The 17,303-nt window shown below is 52.8% G+C and carries 13 protein-coding genes; 7 read left to right on the plus strand and 6 right to left on the minus strand.

The features are described from left to right. Positions 1 to 121: 121 nt before the first annotated feature. From aceF to pdhR, 3 genes are all read right to left on the minus strand, one after another. Positions 122 to 2,029: a pyruvate dehydrogenase complex dihydrolipoyllysine-residue acetyltransferase gene (aceF, locus tag J1779_RS08455; RefSeq protein ID WP_217203555.1), complete on the minus strand. Its 1,908-nt coding sequence runs from the start codon at positions 2,027 to 2,029 to the stop codon at positions 122 to 124. Positions 2,030 to 2,042: 13 nt separating this feature from the next. Then, a complete protein-coding gene (gene aceE, locus J1779_RS08460; protein ID WP_056777029.1) occupies positions 2,043 to 4,706 on the minus strand; it encodes a pyruvate dehydrogenase (acetyl-transferring), homodimeric type in 2,664 nt (887 codons plus the stop codon). A gap of 161 nt (positions 4,707 to 4,867) precedes the next feature. Beyond that, positions 4,868 to 5,638 carry a pyruvate dehydrogenase complex transcriptional repressor PdhR gene (gene pdhR, locus J1779_RS08465; protein WP_056777026.1) on the minus strand — a complete coding sequence of 257 codons (771 nt, stop codon included), beginning with the start codon at positions 5,636 to 5,638 and terminating at the stop codon, positions 4,868 to 4,870. 428 nt (positions 5,639 to 6,066) lie between these two features. Between pdhR and aroP the strand changes: the two genes are divergently transcribed. From aroP to J1779_RS08480, 3 genes are all read left to right on the plus strand, one after another. Next, positions 6,067 to 7,437 (plus strand): aromatic amino acid transporter AroP, encoded by a 1,371-nt coding sequence (gene aroP, locus J1779_RS08470; RefSeq protein WP_056777025.1) that lies wholly within the window; start codon positions 6,067 to 6,069, stop codon positions 7,435 to 7,437. Positions 7,438 to 7,704: 267 nt separating this feature from the next. After that, a complete protein-coding gene (locus J1779_RS08475; protein WP_217203556.1) occupies positions 7,705 to 9,141 on the plus strand; it encodes an MFS transporter in 1,437 nt (478 codons plus the stop codon). Continuing rightward, entirely contained in the window at positions 9,134 to 10,114 is a 981-nt protein-coding gene (locus tag J1779_RS08480) for a glycoside hydrolase family 43 protein (RefSeq protein WP_136375835.1), read from the plus strand. Before J1779_RS08475 ends, J1779_RS08480 begins: the two co-directional genes overlap by 8 nt. 86 nt (positions 10,115 to 10,200) lie before the next feature. Here J1779_RS08480 and ampE read toward each other — a convergent pair whose 3' ends face one another. Both ampE and ampD read right to left on the minus strand, forming a co-directional pair. Continuing rightward, a complete protein-coding gene (gene ampE, locus J1779_RS08485) occupies positions 10,201 to 11,055 on the minus strand; it encodes a beta-lactamase regulator AmpE (protein ID WP_217203557.1) in 855 nt (284 codons plus the stop codon). Positions 11,056 to 11,116: 61 nt separating this feature from the next. Continuing rightward, positions 11,117 to 11,689, minus strand: a complete 573-nt coding sequence (gene ampD, locus J1779_RS08490; protein ID WP_217203558.1) for a 1,6-anhydro-N-acetylmuramyl-L-alanine amidase AmpD — start codon at positions 11,687 to 11,689, stop codon at positions 11,117 to 11,119. 94 nt (positions 11,690 to 11,783) lie between these two features. Between ampD and nadC the strand changes: the two genes are divergently transcribed. The 4 genes from nadC (at position 11,784) to hofC (ending at position 16,120) form a co-directional block, all read left to right on the plus strand. Beyond that, positions 11,784 to 12,677: a carboxylating nicotinate-nucleotide diphosphorylase gene (gene nadC, locus J1779_RS08495; protein WP_136375833.1), complete on the plus strand. Its 894-nt coding sequence runs from the start codon at positions 11,784 to 11,786 to the stop codon at positions 12,675 to 12,677. A 295-nt stretch (positions 12,678 to 12,972) separates the two neighbouring features. Further along, complete coding sequence (gene ppdD, locus J1779_RS08500; protein ID WP_122094589.1) at positions 12,973 to 13,419, plus strand: prepilin peptidase-dependent pilin; 447 nt, start codon at positions 12,973 to 12,975, stop codon at positions 13,417 to 13,419. Then, the gene (gene gspE / locus J1779_RS08505) at positions 13,419 to 14,903 is read left to right on the plus strand and encodes a type II secretion system protein GspE (protein ID WP_217203585.1); all 1,485 of its coding nucleotides are present in this window, start codon (positions 13,419 to 13,421) and stop codon (positions 14,901 to 14,903) included. The genes ppdD and gspE overlap by 1 nt, the downstream gene beginning before the upstream one ends. Then, a complete protein-coding gene (hofC, locus tag J1779_RS08510) occupies positions 14,900 to 16,120 on the plus strand; it encodes a protein transport protein HofC (protein ID WP_217203559.1) in 1,221 nt (406 codons plus the stop codon). Before gspE ends, hofC begins: the two co-directional genes overlap by 4 nt. 79 nt (positions 16,121 to 16,199) lie before the next feature. On the opposite strand, the gene J1779_RS08515 is transcribed toward hofC, so the two are convergent. Then, complete coding sequence (locus J1779_RS08515) at positions 16,200 to 17,243, minus strand: GMP reductase (RefSeq protein WP_056777001.1); 1,044 nt, start codon at positions 17,241 to 17,243, stop codon at positions 16,200 to 16,202. Positions 17,244 to 17,303 lie beyond the last annotated feature (60 nt).

Here is a 17,303-nt window from a genome sequence, read left to right on the forward strand (position 1 = left end):
ACAAAATTGTTAACAAATTTGAAACAACAAACGGCATACGATTTGTGCTTAGCCCCGAAAAATCTCAAACAGCATGAAGAGATTATCAGAAAAAAGCCGGCCGTTTGGCCGGCTTTTTCGCTTACATCACCAGACGGCGAATGTCAGACAACACGTTGTTGATGATGGTAATGAAGCGCGCACCATCGGCACCGTCAATCACACGGTGGTCGAAGGAGAGCGACATTGGCATCATCAGGCGCGGAGTGAACTCTTTACCGTTCCAGACTGGCTCGATAGCAGACTTGGACACACCGAGGATAGCCACTTCCGGCGCATTGACGATTGGCGCGAAGTGGGTCGTCCCGATACCACCGAGGCTGGAGATGGTGAAGCAACCGCCCTGCATTTCGCCAGCAGTCAGCTTACCGTCACGGGCTTTCTTGGAGATAGCCATCAGCTCACGGGACAACTCGGCGATGCCTTTCTTGTTCACGTCTTTGAAGACCGGAACAACCAGACCGTTTGGCGTATCAACCGCCACACCGATGTTGATGTATTTTTTCAGCGTCAGTTTCTGACCATCTTCAGACAGTGAACTGTTGAAGCGTGGCATCTGCTCAAGCGCAGCAGCAACGGCTTTCATGATGAAGACCACTGGGGTGAATTTCACGTCCAGTTTACGTTTAGCCGCTTCATCATTTTGCTGTTTACGGAACGCTTCCAGCTCAGTGATATCGGTTTTGTCGAAGTGCGTAACGTGCGGGATCATCACCCAGTTACGGCTCAGGTTCGCACCAGAGATTTTCTGGATACGGCCCAGTTCGACTTCTTCAATCTCACCGAACTTGCTGAAGTCCACTTTCGGCCAAGGCAGCATGCCTGGCAGACCGCCACCCGTTGCTGCTGCCGGCGCGGCTTCAGCACGTTTGACTGCGTCTTTCACGTAAGTCTGCACGTCTTCACGCAGGATACGACCCTTACGGCCCGTCCCTTTGACTTTCGCCAGATTCACGCCGAATTCACGGGCCAGACGACGGATAACCGGCGTGGCGTGAACGTAAGCATCGTTCTCAGCGAATTCGCCTTTGCTCTCTGCTTTAGCCGCAGGGGCAGCCGCTTTCTGTTCCTGTTTCGCAGGAGCAGCAGCCGCTTCTTCTTTCTTCGCCGCCGGAGCAGGCGCAGCGCCTTCAACTTCGAAGACCATGATCAGAGAGCCGGTGCTGACTTTGTCGCCCGCAGCGATTTTAATTTCTTTCACGGTACCGGCGAACGGCGCAGGGACTTCCATTGAGGCTTTGTCGCCTTCAACGGTGATCAGTGACTGTTCAGCACTGACTTTATCACCCACTTTAACCATGATTTCAGTGACTTCTACTTCGTCGCCGCCGATATCAGGTACGTTCACTTCTTTGCTGCCGGTTTGTGCGGCAGCGGCAGGTGCCGCGTCTGATTTAGCTTCTTCTTTCGCTGGTGCGGCAGAACCGGAACCGGCGATTTCGAAGACCATGATCAGAGAACCGGTGCTGACTTTGTCGCCCGCAGCGATTTTGATTTCTTTTACAGTACCGGCGAACGGTGCAGGGACTTCCATAGAGGCTTTATCGCCTTCCACGGTGATAAGCGATTGTTCCGCTTCCACTTTGTCGCCCACTTTGACCATAATTTCAGTGACTTCAACTTCGTCGCCACCGATATCAGGCACGTTCACTTCTTTGCTTTCGCTGGAAGCAGGCGCAGCGGTAGCAGTAGCGTTCTCTTGAACATTCGCTTCTGCTTTGGCTTCCTGTTTCGCCGGTGCGGCATCAGCAGCACCGTCAGCGGCTTCAAAGACCATAATCAGTTTGCCGGTTTCGACGGTATCGCCGACCGCAACTTTAATTTCTTTGACCACGCCAGCTTGTGGAGAAGGCACTTCCATAGAAGCTTTGTCGCCTTCAACGGTGATCAGCGATTGTTCAACGGAAACGGTATCGCCCACCTTCACCATGATTTCGGTGACTTCCACTGCATCTGCACCGATATCCGGTACGTTAATTTCAATAGCCATCTGTCTTTACCTCTTATGCCAGACGCGGGTTAACTTTGTCAGCATCGATGCCGAACTTGGTAATGGCTTCAGCCACTACTTTCACATCGATCTCGCCACGTTTGGCCAGTTCGCCCAGCGCAGCAACCACAACGTAGGAAGCATCAATTTCGAAGTGGTGACGCAGGTTTTCGCGGCTGTCAGAACGACCGAAGCCGTCGGTGCCCAGTACGCGGAAATCGCTGGCAGGAACGAAGTTACGGATCTGCTCTGCGAACAGCTTCATGTAGTCGGTTGAAGCAACAACCGGCGCATCGTTCATCACCTGAGCCACGTAAGGTACGCGTGGAGTTTCAGTCGGATGCAGCATGTTCCAGCGCTCGCAGTCCTGACCGTCACGGGCCAGTTCAGTGAACGAGGTCACGCTGTAAACGTCTGAAGCGACGCCGTAGTCTTTGGACAGGATCTGAGCCGCTTCACGTACGTGACGCAGGATAGAACCGGAGCTCATCAGCTGTACTTTACCTTTGCTACCTTCCAGGGTTTCTAACTTGTAGATACCTTTACGGATGCCTTCTTCCGCGCCTTCCGGCATGGCTGGCATGTGGTAGTTTTCGTTCAGCGTCGTGATGTAGTAATAGATATTTTCCTGCGCTTCGCCGTACATACGAACCAGACCGTCATGCATGATGACTGCCACTTCGTAGGCATACGCCGGATCGTAAGAAATACAGTTCGGGATAGTCAGAGACTGAATGTGGCTGTGACCATCTTCGTGCTGCAGGCCTTCACCGTTCAGGGTGGTACGACCGGAAGTGCCGCCGACCAGGAAGCCGCGAGCCTGTTGGTCACCCGCTGCCCAGCACAGGTCGCCGATACGCTGGAAACCGAACATGGAGTAGTAGATGTAGAACGGGATCATTGGCAGATCGTTGGTGCTGTAGGAAGTCGCTGCGGCCAGCCATGAAGATGCGGCGCCCAGTTCGTTGATCCCTTCCTGCAGGATCTGACCTTTCTCGTCTTCTTTATAGTAAGCAACCTGCTCACGGTCCTGCGGGGTATATTGCTGACCGTTCGGGCTGTAAATACCAATCTGACGGAACAGACCTTCCATACCGAAAGTACGCGCTTCATCGGCGATGATCGGTACCAGACGGTCTTTAATGGAGTCGTTTTTCAGCATCACGTTTAGGGCACGGACGAAGGCGATAGTGGTAGAGATCTCTTTCTTCTGCTCTTCCAGCAGTTGTGAGAAGTCTTCCAGTTTCGGCATTTCCAGCTTCTGAGTGAAGTTTGGCAGACGAGTCGGCAGGTAGCCTTTCAGCGCAGCACGACGTTCATGCAGGTATTTGTATTCTGCAGAGTCTTTTTCCAGAGTGATGTACGGCAGTTTTTCCAGATTTTCATCGGTCACTGGCACGCTGAAACGATCACGGATATAGCGCACGCCATCCATGTTCATTTTCTTCACCTGGTGAGCAATGTTCTTGCCTTCGGCCGCTTCGCCCATGCCATAACCTTTGATGGTATGCGCAAGGATAACGGTCGGCTGACCTTTGGTGTTTTGAGCTTTGTTCAGTGCAGCGAAGACTTTCTTCGGATCATGACCACCACGGTTCAGCGCCCAGATTTCGTCGTCGGTCATGTCTTTGACCAGCGCAGCGGTTTCCGGATAACGGCCGAAGAAGTGTTCACGAACGTATTTACCGTCGCGGGACTTGAAGGTCTGGTAGTCGCCGTCCACGGTTTCGTTCATCAGCTGGATCAGTTTGCCGCTGGTGTCTTTACGCAGCAGTTCGTCCCAACGGTTGCCCCAAATCACTTTGATCACGTTCCAGCCGGCGCCTGCAAAGATGCCTTCCAGTTCGTTAATGATTTTGCCGTTACCGGTTACCGGGCCATCAAGACGCTGTAAGTTACAGTTGATGATGAAGCACAGGTTGTCCAGTTTCTCACGGGTGGCGATAGTGATCGCACCTTTGGATTCTGGCTCATCCATTTCGCCGTCGCCCAGGAACGCGTAAACACGCTGCGCCGTGGTGTCTTTCAGACCGCGGTGATCAAGATATTTCAGGAATTTAGCCTGGTAGATAGCACCGATTGGACCCAGACCCATAGAAACGGTCGGGAACTGCCAGAATTCAGGCATCAGTTTAGGGTGCGGGTAAGATGACAGACCTTTACCGTGAACTTCCTGACGGAAATTGTTCATCTGGTCTTCGGTCAGGCGGCCTTCAAGGAAAGCACGCGCGTACACGCCCGGAGAGATGTGGCCCTGGAAGTACACCAGATCGCCGCCGTCATTCTCGTTGCGAGCACGGAAGAAGTGGTTGAAGCACACTTCATAAATAGCAGCAGAAGACTGGAAGGATGACATGTGGCCGCCCAGATCCAGATCTTTCTTCGACGCACGCAGAACGGTCATGATCGCGTTCCAGCGGATTGCGGTACGAATGTTGCGTTCCAGCTCCAGGTTACCCGGATACTCAGGTTCGTCTTCAACAGCGATGGTGTTGACATAATTACGGCTGGCCGCGCCAGCTGCGACGCTCACGCCGCCTTTACGTGCTTCACTCAGAACCTGATCAATCAGGAACTGCGCACGCTCAACACCCTCTTCACGGATGACCGATTCGATCGCTTGTAGCCAGTCGCGAGTTTCGATCGGATCCACGTCATTATTTACACGTTCTGACATGGTGCTTTTCCTTATCTGTATCTAATACGTTGGTTTATCTGGAGCCTGTCTTCCTGCGCTCTTAGTGACAGTCTTCGCTCTCAACAAAACGCACGAAGACAGGCCCGTCATGTAGTTGCCGTGAGCCCTCAAAGGAAGGCTCTAAAAATTAATCCCGAAGGTTAACTTTCATCTTTTCGTTGCTGGAGCCGTCGTAATGACCGATCCCGCCGGGTGTGTTCCCTGCTGAGATCCAGCAAAACTTCTTCAATGAACGCCAGGTGACGGTGAGATGCGGCGCGTGCCATTTCTGGTTCACGTGCAACAATCGCCTCGAAAATACTGGCGCGGTGGTTGCTTACCGTTGCCAGCATTTCCCGGCGTGAGTACAGCAATTCAAAGTTCTGTCGAACGTTCTTCTCAAGCATCGGCCCCATACAGCGAACCAGATGCAGCAGAACAACATTATGCGCGGCTTCTGTTACAGCAACCTGATACTGCATAACCGCATCAGCTTCTGCGTCCAGATCCCCGCTGTCCTGGGCGGTCTGAATACCCACGTGACAATCGCGAATGCGCGCCAAATCATCCTCAGTGCCTCTGAGCGCCGCATAATAGGCAGCAATCCCTTCAAGGGCATGGCGTGTTTCAAGGAGATCGAATTGTGATTCAGGATGGTCAGCCAGTAACTCGGCCAGCGGATCGCTCACGCTTTGCCACAGGTTACTTTGCACGAAAGTGCCACCACCCTGACGGCGCAGGAGCAGTCCCTTCCCTTCAAGGCTTTGGATTGCCTCTCGCAGAGAAGGTCGTGAAACATCAAACTGTTTGGCCAGTTCACGTTCTGGCGGAAGCTTTTCCCCGGGTCTTAAAGTGCCTTCGAGGATCAGGAACTCAAGTTGCTGCTCGATCACATCGGATAACTTAGGCTGTCGAATTTTGCTGTAAGCCATATATGTGCGGTTCTCTGCGAGTAGCGACTCTGTAAGTTGCCGGAGTCAATTGGTAATACCAATTTAAAAAACGTGGCCGTAAAGTAACAAAGTATTCACCTTGTGTCCATATGGCTACCCAGTAAATGCGTCGACCTCGCACAATTTAACAACTTTTTATCATTTCTCTTTTTTTCTGCCTTTAAGATCACATTTTTACGATCCTGAGCAAATTTAGCGTTAATTTGGTTATTTGTTATGCAGATGATGCATAAATCAGGTGCAAACTTTTTCGCATAACACTATTCTTGCCCGAACGGTAGATGATGCTGCTTTTTAGGCACAATCCAGCCGTAAATAATTAAATACAAAAAGTGTAATTATCGCCTTACATTCTTTCTAACACGCAGAATGCTATGGGTTTTGCCCCAATGACAGAGGACAGGTAAATGGTTGATCAACAACATGGCGATGAGCTGAAGCGCGGCCTTAAAAACCGTCACATTCAGTTGATTGCGTTAGGTGGGGCAGTCGGAACGGGCCTGTTTCTGGGCAGCGCCTCCGTTATCCAGTCGGCGGGACCGGGGATTATTCTCGGCTACGCTATCGCGGGTTTTATCGCTTTTCTGATTATGCGTCAGTTGGGTGAAATGGTCGTGGCAGAGCCGGTCGCCGGTTCTTTCAGCCATTTTGCCTACAAATACTGGGGTGGTTTTGCCGGTTTCGCTTCAGGCTGGAACTACTGGGTTCTGTACGTGCTGGTGGCGATGGCAGAACTGACCGCCGTCGGTAAATATATTCAATTCTGGTGGCCGGAAATCCCGACATGGGCTTCTGCGGCTGTCTTCTTCGTGCTGATCAACGCCATCAACCTGACCAACGTGAAAGTGTTTGGTGAGATGGAGTTCTGGTTTGCCATAATCAAAGTGGTCGCAGTGGTCGCGATGATCCTGTTCGGTGGCTGGTTGTTGTTCAGCGATACCGCAGGGCCGCAGGCCACGGTGCGTAACCTCTGGGAACAAGGAGGATTCCTGCCGCACGGCATGACCGGGCTGGTGATGATGATGGCGATCATCATGTTCTCGTTTGGTGGTCTGGAGCTGGTCGGTATCACGGCTGCTGAAGCCGATAATCCTGAAGTCAGCATTCCAAAAGCTACCAATCAGGTTATCTACCGCATTCTGATTTTCTATGTGGGCTCACTGGCCGTTCTGCTTTCCCTGATGCCGTGGACCCGCGTCGGGCCCGACACCAGCCCGTTCGTCCTTATCTTCCATGATCTGGGCGATGCACTGGTGGCAAATGCCCTCAACGTGGTCATCCTCACCGCCGCGCTGTCGGTCTACAACAGCTGCGTATATTGCAACAGCCGTATGCTGTTCGGCCTGGCTCAGCAAGGTAATGCACCGAAAGCACTGCTGAACGTCGATAAACGTGGCGTACCTGTCGCTTCTATCATGGTATCTGCGGCCACTACGGCACTTTGCGTACTGATTAACTACCTGATGCCGGGCGAAGCATTTGGTCTGCTGATGGCACTGGTGGTTTCTGCACTGGTTATCAACTGGGCCATGATCAGCCTTGCACACATTAAATTCCGTCAGGCAATGCGCCGTGAAGGTGTGGAAACCAAGTTCAAAGCGCTGCTTTATCCGCTGGGTAACTACATCTGCCTGCTGTTCATGGCCGGGATTCTGGTGATCATGGCGATCACGCCGGGCATGGCGATTTCCGTCTGGTTGATCCCTGTGTGGCTGGTGATCCTCGGCCTCGGTTACTGGTTCAAGAATCAGCAGAGCGGTAAGTCCGTTAAAGTCTGACCCTGAAAGGTTGTCTGACATGACGGAGGGGTTTAAACAGCGAATCGTTTAAACACCACCGGTTTCAAAAAAATCACGCGCGCCCCGGTCCGGTTTCACTGGCCGGGGCGCTTTGTTATCTGTGTCACACTTTACCCAGCATGACCAAATCGTCCATCTTCACGACTCTTACCTCCTGACTCCTCAGCCCCTCCCGCGCCAATACTCTTGGCTATCAAACAGTTTCTTAACAACTCACTTATTAACTACTAGCCGGAGACTACATCCATGAAGGAAGGCGCGCTGTCATTTAGAGAGAAAGTGGCGTACGGCATGGGGGACGCAGGGTGCAACATGATTGGCGGCGCCATCATGCTGTTTCTTAATTATTTTTATACGGACGTCTTCGGTCTGGCTCCGGCTTTGGTGGGCATATTACTGCTTTCGGTACGCGTCATTGATGCCGTCACCGACCCGATCATGGGGGCTATCGCCGACCGTACCACAACCCGCTGGGGCCGGTTCCGTCCTTATCTGTTATGGATATGTGTGCCTTATGTCCTGTTCAGCGTGCTGATGTTTACCACGCCAGACTGGTCCTACAACAGCAAAGTAATCTATGCATTTGTCACCTACTTCCTGATGTCGCTGACCTATACGGCCATCAACATCCCTTACTGCTCGCTCGGCGGTGTGATCACGGCCGACCCTCATGAGCGCGTTGCCTGCCAGTCATACCGCTTCTTTATGGTAGGGATTGCCACGCTGATTTTGTCTTCAACATTACTGCCGATGGCCGACTGGTTCGGTGGCGCAGACAAAGCGAAGGGCTATCAGATGTCGATGGGTGTCATGGCGATCATCGCGCTGTTTATGTTCCTGTTCTGCTTCAGCTTTGTGAAAGAACGTATCCAGCCGGCGGTGCCTGCCAAACATGCGCTCAAATCTGACCTGAAAGACATCTGGAAAAACGACCAGTGGGTGCGCATTCTGCTGCTCACCTTCTGCAACGTGTGTCCGGGCTTTATCCGTATGGCAGCGACCATGTATTACGTTACCTGGGTGATGGAGAAATCCACCTCGTTCGCCAGTATGTTTATCAGCCTCGGCGTGGTTGGCATGATGATTGGCAGCGCGCTGGCGAAACCGCTGACGGATAAATACTGCAAACTGAAAGTATTCTTCTGGGCAAACATCATTCTGACCATTTTCTCCTGCGGCTTCTATTTCCTCGATCCGCACGCGACAACGCTGATTTTGGTGGCCTACTTCATCCTGAACATCATGCACCAGCTCCCTTCCCCGCTGCACTGGTCACTGATGGCAGACGTGGATGACTACGGCGAATGGAAAACCGGCAAACGTATCACCGGCATCAGCTTCTCCGGTAACCTGTTCTTCCTGAAATGCGGCCTGGCCGTGGCCGGGGCAATGGTCGGCTTCCTGCTCTCTGGTTATGGATACGATGCAGGGGCTGCCCGTCAAAGCGATCACGCAATCAACGGTATCGTGCTGCTGTTCACGGTGATCCCAGGCATTGGCTATCTGATCACTGCAGGCGTAGTGCGTTTACTGAAAGTTGACCGCGAGATGATGCGCACCATTCAGTCTGATCTTGAAATACGCCGCCGTAATTATCGCGAGCTGAATGAATATCACGACACGAAAAATGCACCGGACGCAGGTTCTGTTCCGCTGCACAGCAAGGAGCTTAAACATGAGTAATTATCCAAATCCTCTTATCGAGCAACGTGCCGACCCGCATATCTGGCTGCACAACGATGGCAATTATTACTTCATCGCCTCAGTGCCGGAATATGACCGGCTGGAAATCCGTCGTTCTGAAACGCTGGCCGGCCTTGCTGATGCGCCTGCAAAAATCATCTGGCATAAACCGGATACCGGCCCGATGAGCGCACTTATCTGGGCGCCGGAGCTGCACTTCATCGACGGGAAATGGGTGATTTATTATGCCGCAGCGCCTTCGCAGGAGATTGTGGACGGATTATTCCAGCACCGTATGTATGCGCTGGTTTGCGAAGATGCTGACCCGCTCAGCGGAGTCTGGCAGGAGAAAGGCCGGATCCAGACCCCTCTCGACAGCTTCTCGCTTGACGCCACGCATTTTGAGCACCAGGGGAAAAATTATTACCTGTGGGCGCAGAAAGATCCGGCTATTCAGGGCAACTCCAACCTGTATCTGGCCGAAATGGAAAACCCGTGGACACTGAAATCGCCCCCCGTCATGCTCAGCAAACCTGAGCTGGACTGGGAAATCATCGGTTTTTGGGTAAACGAAGGCCCGGCAGTGATTAAGCATGGTGATAAGATTTTCATCACCTATTCCGCCAGCGCCACTGATGAAAATTACTGCATCGGTTTACTGACGGCGGATATCAACAGCAATCTGCTGGACGCTAAAGCGTGGCGTAAATCTGACCGTCCGGTATTCACCACTCACGCGGGCAACAGACAGTTCGGGCCCGGCCACAACAGCTTCACCCGCAACGAGCAAGGTGAGGATGTGCTGGTTTATCACGCGCGCAATTACACTGAGATTGAAGGTGACCCGTTGTACGATCCAAACCGCCATACCCGTATCAAAACCTTCCGCTGGGATGAGAACGGACTGCCGGACTTCGGTGAACCCGCCGCAGATAACCGCCCGCTGACGCTGCAACAACCCTTTAAGTCCTGAATAACATGCAAAAAGCCCGGCCATGTGAATGTGCCGGGCTTTTTTATGCAGATTTTATATAGCGCAGACAGGCGGTACTTTTGCCGTTAAATCAACGCACCATAAATCGTTAACAGCGCAACCACGACCAGAATAATCATAGTGACCTTTCGCGCCAGCCCGACGGCTGCACGCGGCGTCTGAACCGGATCCGTATGGGGATCGCGTGCCAGTGAGAACTGCGCCAGGCGGGTCAGAACGTGATATTGCGAAGAATGAATATCTCCCAGCGAGGCGAACCACGCCGGCAACGCTTTTTCACCGTGCCCGAGCAGGGCATACGCCGCGCCCGCCAGCCGCACCGGGATCCAGTCCAGAATATGCAACAGGCTATCGACACCGGACTGAGCACGTTTAAGCGGCATCATGTGGCGCGCCAGCCAGGTCTGATAGCCACGTAATACGGCATACCCACCCAGTGCAACAGGCCCGTAAGGCCCGCAGACCACGAACCAAAATAGCGGCCCCAGATAATAACGGAAGTTAATCCACAGCAGCGCATTTTGCAGCTCCCGCAAACGAGCCTCTTCACTGCAGTCCGCAGGCAGCCCGTGAATCAACGCCAGCTCTTCCGCCATTTCTTTCGTGGCATCAATATTGCCCTGACGGGCTGATTTGAGATAGGCGCGATAGTGTTTGCGTTTAACGCCAGCACCAATGCACAACAGACAGATAATCACCCATAACACCAGTGAAGGAACACCGAAGAACAGGCCCTGCACTGCACGCAAAATCGCCCAAATGACCGCCATCCAGACCACGGTTATCGCCAGCGTTTTCGCCAGAGACGTCTGCCGTCCACGGTTGAAAATCACCTCAAACCGATGATCCAACTGCCAGTGTTCACCCAGTTTGAACAACCGTTCCCAAGCCAGCACCAGCAATAAAGTAAATAACGTCATCGATTCTCACTCTCTCTCAACACATCACTCGCAGAAAACAGAATCCCGAACCCGCGTTCATTCACGAGTCAGCAGAGACATTTTGCCCTGCGATGGGTGTTAACAGCTTGCGATAAAATGCCCAGTCAAACTCAGGACCAGGATCCGTTTTACGCCCTGGCGCGATGTCACTGTGTCCGGTAATGGCATCCAGACTAATCGGATAGTGCTTAATTAACAACTCGGTAACGCTTGCGAGGCTGCGATATTGCGCCTCGGTGAAAGGCTCGAAATCAGTGCCCTCCATCTCAATACCGATAGAAAAATCATTACATCGCTCCCGCCCCTGCCAGCTTGAAACGCCCGCATGCCAGGCACGTTTATCAAAAGGCACATATTGGACGATTTCGCCGTCACGCCGGATCAGGCAATGCGCGGCAACGCGCAACTGGTGGATCCCTTCGAAATAAGGATCATCCTGCGGATTCAGCGTGCCGGTAAACAGCTGGTCAATATGAGGGCCACCAAATTTTCCGGGCGGCAAACTGATGTTATGGATCACTAACAGCGAGGGGATTTCGTCTTCAGGACGGAGATCAGAATGGGGAGAAACTACCTGCCGGGCCCCGGCAATCCAGCCATGTTCTAAGTGCATCAATGACCTCAATGATGTGCTTGGGTGGTACTTATCACAGCAACAGGGTAGCATGTTTTTTTGTCCTTCTTATCCGCCATTTCGGAGTATTTGTATGTCTACCCGCAGCTACAGCCCTGAAAGTCGCCGCGCACAGTTACTCGAACGTATTCAGAATGATATCCCCTTACTTGTGACTCAGGCTTTAGGTGAAGACCTTGGCGGCGAAGCCAATGCCAACAATGACTTAACTGCGCAATTGTTGCCGCAAGACAAGAGTGCAAGCGCGACAATTATCACCCGTGAAGCCGGTGTTTTTTGTGGCCAGCGCTGGCTGGATGAAGTGTTCACCCAGCTGGCAGGCGATAAAATTACCGTCAAATGGCATGTCAAAGACGGCGATACCCTGTCTGAAAACCAGACATTATGCGAGCTATCCGGATCTGCCCGCATGCTGCTGACCGGCGAACGTACTGCGCTCAATTTTGTCCAGACGCTCTCTGGCGTAGCCACCGAAGTCAGCCACTATGTGAAACTGCTTGCAGGCACTAAAACCCAACTGCTGGATACGCGTAAAACCTTGCCCGGCCTGCGTACTGCGCTGAAATATGCCGTACTGTGCGGCGGCGGTAGCAATCACCGTCTGGGCCTCGCCGACGCGTTTCTGATCAAAGAAAACCATATTATTGCCTGTGGCTCGATCAAAGCCGCCGTCGAACGTGCGCTGTGGATCCACGCGGATGTGCCGGTTGAAGTAGAGGTCGAGTCACTCGACGAACTTCAGCAGGCGCTGGATGCCGGTGCTGACATCATCATGCTGGATAACTTCACCGTGCCGATGATGCGCGAAGGCGTCACCCTGACTGCTGGCCGCGCATTGCTGGAAGTGTCTGGCAACGTCACCGAAAAAACACTGCGCGAATTCGCTGAAACAGGCGTGGATTACATTTCTGTTGGCGCACTGACCAAACATGTCCGCGCGATGGATCTTTCGATGCGTTTCAACTGATTAACCGATGCGCTATTGCCCCGGATATCCTTTCCGGGGCAATACGACTTCTTCGGACTATTTCGTACTTGCTGCATTACCCTCTCATTCTCCCCTGCACGCTGCCAACCCTCTTTTTGAACGCCGCATCATTATTGCGAGACGCCGCGCAAAAGTTTTGACAGCCTTTTTCCCTTGCATAGTTATCCTGGAAGGCATCGCGGAGAAGCCATAAATGACGCTGGAATCAGAATTTCTCTCCGTTTAGTTTGCTGCCTGAGCAACATCCATGCAGTTACACAAAACGGAGAAAGCCATGCACCGGCAACAAGGATTTACCCTTATAGAACTGATGGTGGTCATCGCAATTATTGCGATCCTGAGCGCCATCGGCATTCCCGCCTACCAAAGTTACATCCAGAAAGCAGCCCTGACTGACATGCTGCAAACCATGGTGCCCTATAAAACCGGCGTCGAGCTGTGCGTGATAGATGCAGGTGCGCTGACGAGCTGCAACGCAGGCACGCAGGGGATCCCTGCGACGGCCACCAGCCGTTACGTCAGCCAGATACAGGTGAACGCGGGGGTGATTTCACTGACAGGCCAGCAGGCGCTTAAAGGCCTGAGCGTTGTGATGACTCCCGCCCCGGATATCCAGGCAGGCGGTATTGTCTGGAGCAGAAGCTGCACCAATGCCGAGAGTTCGTCGATGGTGGAAGCATGCGAAAGCGTATTCCGCTTTGATACCACAGGAGCGCCATGATGACCGATATGCCACTGCGTCCCGTTTCCCCGCCTGACAGTGATCGCCTGCAAAGCGAGGCGTCGCTTGATGCACTTTGTCAGCGTTATAAAGCGGTGATACTGCACCGCGACGATCAAACCTTGCGCGTCGCCTGCCATGAGGCGGAACCCGATGCCGAGACGTTAGGCAATGTTTTGCGTTTTGCCAGCGGACTGAAAGTTCAGCTGGAGCGCTGGCCGCAGGCAAGGCTGGAACAAATGATGGAAAAAGACGGCGCGGAATCACCACAAGAAGCAGGGAATGGGGATTCTAAAAGGCCAGAAGCCAACGAACTGAATGACCAGAGTGACGCGCCGGTGATTAATGTTCTTAATCAGATCCTGAGACAAGCGATTACCCGCCGGGCATCGGATGTTCATTTCGAACCTTATGAAAACTGCTTCCGTGTCCGTGTACGCATTGACGGCGTGTTGCAGGAGATCCCCGGCCCTGAATTTTCGATGGCGGCCAGCGTCTGTGCAAGGCTCAAAATCATGGGACAACTGAACGTCGCTGAACGTCGTTTACCACAGGACGGACAGCTGTCGGTGGTGCTGCAAAATCAGCGCTACTCGATGCGCGTTTCCTCTTTGCCGACGCTGCATGGCGAGAAAATCGTGCTGCGTATTCTGCACATGACCCAGCAAGATCTGGCGATGTCGCAGCTGGGACTCACCCTGAGAGATCTGGGATATTTCAAGGCGGCACTGAAACATCCGCAGGGGCTGATTCTGGTCACCGGCCCGACCGGCAGTGGCAAGACCGTGACGCTCTACAGCGGCTTGCGTGAACTGAATGCCATCTCACGCAATATTTGCAGCGTGGAAGATCCGATCGAAATTCCCGTCAGCGGTATTAATCAAACGCAGATTAACAGCAAAACAGATCTCAGCTTTGCCAGTGTTTTACGGGCGTTACTGCGTCAGGATCCTGATGTCATCATGGTCGGTGAGATCCGTGATAAAGAAACGGCTGAGATCGCGGTAAAAGCAGCGCAAACCGGTCACCTGGTGCTTTCAACGCTGCACACCAATTCTACCTGCGAAACCCTGACCCGCCTGCGTCAGATGGGCATCGAAGGCTTTCACATTGCCGCCAGTTTGCGGCTGGTGATTGCCCAACGGCTGGTGCGAAAACTCTGTCCGCATTGCCGTAAGGCGCACATGTCATTTGTCGGGAATGGCGAAAACGGACAAGGAAGACAAGTACCGCTCTGGCAGGCAGCCGGATGTCATCAGTGTTTTTCAGGCTATTACGGACGGACAGGTATTTATGAAACGCTGAACATCACGCCCCGTTTACAACAGGCGCTGGTTGCAGAAGCCACCGTGAACGAACTTATCAAAATCGCCCGCGAGCAGGGGCAGATCACCTTACAGGAAGCCGGGATGCTGCTGGTGGAACAAGGTATTACCTCGCTTGAGGAACTCTATCGCGTCACCGGCGAGGGAACCGGTGCATGAGTGATTTGTCAGTGCTTCATCAAACGTGGAAGCTCTATCACTGGCAGGCTATCGATAGCCAGGGAAGTATCCAGGATGGCGACAGCATTGAGGTCAGTAAAGAGGGCATTTACCAGCAGCTTTTCGCTGCTGGTTTGCAGCCGCTAAAGATTCACATGAAGCAGAGCCTGCACCGGCGTTTCTGGAAGAATCAGGAGCGGGTATCGATAATCAGGCAGCTCGCTACATTGTTGCAGGCGGGGCTGCCGCTGGTTAACAGCCTTACGCTGCTGGCCGGTGAACATCCGAAACCAGCATGGCAGTGCGTCCTGCACAATATCGCCAAAGGGGTACGCGAAGGTAAACCTTTATCGGAAATGCTCAATGCGTATCCGGACGTCTTCCCGGATATCTACCGGCAGATAATCTCCATTGGTGAGCTCACAGGACAACTGGATCAGTGTTGTTTACAACTGGCAGCCCAGCAGGAGCAGCAAGCGGAACTGAAGGCGAAGGTGAAAAAAGCATTGCGCTATCCGCTGATTGTCAGCGTTATCGCCACCCTGGTGACGCTGCTGATGCTGACGATGGTTCTGCCAGAGTTTGCCAAAATCTACGCATCCTTCGATGCGCAGTTACCCTGGTTTACCCGCATGCTGGTAGCCACCTCTGAGGTTTTGATTGGAACTGGCCCGTGGCTGGCAGGTATTTTATCCCTTTGCTGTTTTGCTTATCTGCGCAAATTGCATCCGCAAAAAAGGTGGAAACTGAGGGAACAAAAGCTGCTGCTCACGCTGCCGTTAACATCACGGCTGGTCACCGACAGCTGCCTGAGCCAGATATTTCAGACTCTGGCGATGACGCAGCAGGCGGGTATGACATTGATTGCAGGGCTGGCAGCCGCATCGGCCTCAATGTCTAACCTGCATTTTCAGACCGCACTCGGTCAGATCCGTGAGCAGATTATGCAGGGTGTGCCCTTACACAAAGCTTTTGTACAGTCGCCGCTGTTTCCATCGCTGTGCCAGCAACTAATCAAAATAGGTGAGGAGTCAGGATCGCTGGATGAGTTACTGCTAAAACTGGCGCATCTGCATAATGAAAAAGCAAATTCGCTGGCAGACACCTTGTCACAAACGATTGAACCGGTACTTATGGCAGTAATGGGCGTGATTGTTGGCGGATTAGTGATAGCGATGTATCTGCCGATATTCCAGCTGGGCTCGGTGATGGGCTGAGGATGGCAATGTTGAATCTGTGCATAAACAGAAAACGGCGAAAATTATTTCGCCGTTATTTAGCCTGAATGACGATGGGTTATTTGCCGCCGAACAACCGGTTTTCCTGCTCCGCAACGCGGATAAAGGTAGTGCGTTTCGTCAGCTCTTTCAGGCGGTCGGCGCCCACATAGGTGCAGGCTGAACGCAAGCCGCCGAGAATATCGCGGACAGTGTTTTCTACCGGACCACGAAGGGGTAATTTCACCGTTTTGCCTTCTGCGGCGCGATATTCCGCGACGCCGCCCACGTGGCGTTTCATCGCTGATTCAGAACTCATGCCGTAAAACAGCATGAATTTTTCGCCATTTTCTTCAACCACTGAACCTTCACATTCTTCGTGCGCAGCCAGCATACCGCCGAGCATAACGAAATCGGCACCGCCGCCGAAGGCTTTGGCTACGTCACCCGGAACAGCACAGCCACCATCGCTGACGATCTGTCCGCCTAAACCATGGGCTGCATCAGCACATTCAATCACGGCAGAAAGTTGCGGATAACCTACACCGGTTTTGACGCGGGTGGTACAAACGGAACCCGGACCGATGCCAACTTTAACGATGTCTGCGCCAGAGAGGATCAATTCTTCCACCATTTCACCGGTGACAACATTACCTGCACAGATCACTTTATCCGGGCAAGCTTCACGCACACGCCGCAGGAAATCCACAAAGTGTTCTGAATAGCCGTTAGCAACATCAAGACACACAAACTTCAGCAGAGGCGACATCGCGAGAATTTGCAGGGTTTTGACGAAATCAGCTTCTGACGTTCCGGTTGAAACCATCACATTGCGCAGTACTGATTCATCAGCAGAGGAGATGAAAGCTTGCCATTGCTCTACGGTGTAATGCTTATGGACTGCGGTCAGCATCCCGAATGATGCCAGCACAGTCGCCATACGGAATGTACCAACGGTATCCATATTGGCGGCAATAATTGGCGTGCCAGACCAGCTGATAGCAGAGTGTTTAAATGTGAAGGTGCGCTCCAGCTCTACTTCGGAACGGCTTTTGAGGGTGGAACGTTTCGGGCGGATAAGTACGTCTTTAAAACCTAACTTCAAATCTTCTTCAATGCGCATGACGGGTTTGTCCTGGTTTGGCGACGGGTCGCTAGGGTGGCAGCAGAAAATTAGACACCC

This window comes from Rahnella rivi (assembly GCF_019049655.1).
Classification (GTDB): domain Bacteria; phylum Pseudomonadota; class Gammaproteobacteria; order Enterobacterales; family Enterobacteriaceae; genus Rahnella; species Rahnella rivi.

Excerpts from the sequence above, each read along its gene's own strand:
- aroP (WP_056777025.1), top strand. The coding sequence starts at position 6,067 with ATGGTTGATCAACAACATGGCGATGAGCTGAAGCGCGGCCTTAAAAAC.
- aceF (WP_217203555.1), bottom strand. The coding sequence starts at position 2,029 with ATGGCTATTGAAATTAACGTACCGGATATCGGTGCAGATGCAGTGGAA.
- ppdD (WP_122094589.1), top strand. The coding sequence starts at position 12,973 with ATGCACCGGCAACAAGGATTTACCCTTATAGAACTGATGGTGGTCATC.
- ampE (WP_217203557.1), bottom strand. The coding sequence starts at position 11,055 with ATGACGTTATTTACTTTATTGCTGGTGCTGGCTTGGGAACGGTTGTTC.
- J1779_RS08475 (WP_217203556.1), top strand. The coding sequence starts at position 7,705 with ATGAAGGAAGGCGCGCTGTCATTTAGAGAGAAAGTGGCGTACGGCATG.
- pdhR (WP_056777026.1), bottom strand. The coding sequence starts at position 5,638 with ATGGCTTACAGCAAAATTCGACAGCCTAAGTTATCCGATGTGATCGAG.
- ampD (WP_217203558.1), bottom strand. The coding sequence starts at position 11,689 with ATGCACTTAGAACATGGCTGGATTGCCGGGGCCCGGCAGGTAGTTTCT.
- J1779_RS08480 (WP_136375835.1), top strand. The coding sequence starts at position 9,134 with ATGAGTAATTATCCAAATCCTCTTATCGAGCAACGTGCCGACCCGCAT.
- hofC (WP_217203559.1), top strand. The coding sequence starts at position 14,900 with ATGAGTGATTTGTCAGTGCTTCATCAAACGTGGAAGCTCTATCACTGG.
- J1779_RS08515 (WP_056777001.1), bottom strand. The coding sequence starts at position 17,243 with ATGCGCATTGAAGAAGATTTGAAGTTAGGTTTTAAAGACGTACTTATC.
- gspE (WP_217203585.1), top strand. The coding sequence starts at position 13,419 with ATGACCGATATGCCACTGCGTCCCGTTTCCCCGCCTGACAGTGATCGC.
- nadC (WP_136375833.1), top strand. The coding sequence starts at position 11,784 with ATGTCTACCCGCAGCTACAGCCCTGAAAGTCGCCGCGCACAGTTACTC.
- aceE (WP_056777029.1), bottom strand. The coding sequence starts at position 4,706 with ATGTCAGAACGTGTAAATAATGACGTGGATCCGATCGAAACTCGCGAC.